Origin of the sequence: Variovorax sp. CAN15, from assembly GCF_030462475.1 — a bacterium.
In the GTDB taxonomy this organism is placed as follows: Bacteria; Pseudomonadota; Gammaproteobacteria; order Burkholderiales; family Burkholderiaceae_C; genus Variovorax.
In genome coordinates, this window is record NZ_JASMRZ010000189.1 from 1 (window position 1) to 767 (window position 767).

Sequence of the window (767 nt, forward strand, 5' to 3'; positions counted from 1 at the left end):
CCCACCAGGTAGCCGATTGCACCGCCATGGTCGCCGTACTGCAGCACGGCGGTGGGCGAGGCCTTGATGCCCATCTTGTGCTCGATGCTCACGCAATGCACGTCGTTGCGCTCCCCGAGCGAGCCGTCCTTGTTCACGAGGAACTTGGGCACCACGAACAGGCTGATGCCCTTCACGCCTTCGGGCGCGCCCGTCACGCGGGCCAGCACCAGGTGCACGATGTTCTCCGCCATGTCGTGCTCGCCGTAGGTGATGAAGATCTTGGTGCCGAACACCTTGTAGGTGCCATCGGGCTGCGGCTCGGCGCGGCTGCGCACCATGGCGAGGTCGCTGCCGGCCTGAGGCTCGGTGAGGTTCATCGTGCCGGTCCACTGGCCGCTCACGATCTTCTCGAGATAGGTGGCCTTGAGCTCGTCGGAACCGGCCGTGAGCAGCGCCTCGATGGCGCCGTCGCTCAGCAGCGGACACAGCGCGAAGCTCATGTTGGCCGAGTTGAGCATTTCGCCGCAGGCCGCGCCGATGGTCTTGGGCAGGCCCTGGCCGCCGAAGTCCGCCGGATGCTGCAGCCCCTGCCAGCCGCCCGCCACGTACTGCGCGAAGGCTTCCTTGAAGCCCGGCGTGGTGGTGACGGCGCCGTCCTTGAACGACGAGGGATTGCGGTCGCCCGGCACGTTCAGCGGCGCAATCACGTCCTGGTTGAAGCGCGCGCACTCTTCGAGCACGGCCTGTGCGGTTTCGAGGCCGGCATCCTCGAAGCCCGGCAGCTT

General features: G+C 67.1%; 1 protein-coding gene. It reads right to left on the bottom strand.

Annotated elements, in window-relative coordinates:
- Positions 1-767 (bottom strand): acyl-CoA dehydrogenase family protein (locus QMO14_RS33315; RefSeq protein ID WP_301512406.1); only part of this gene is annotated, 767 nt, incomplete at both ends.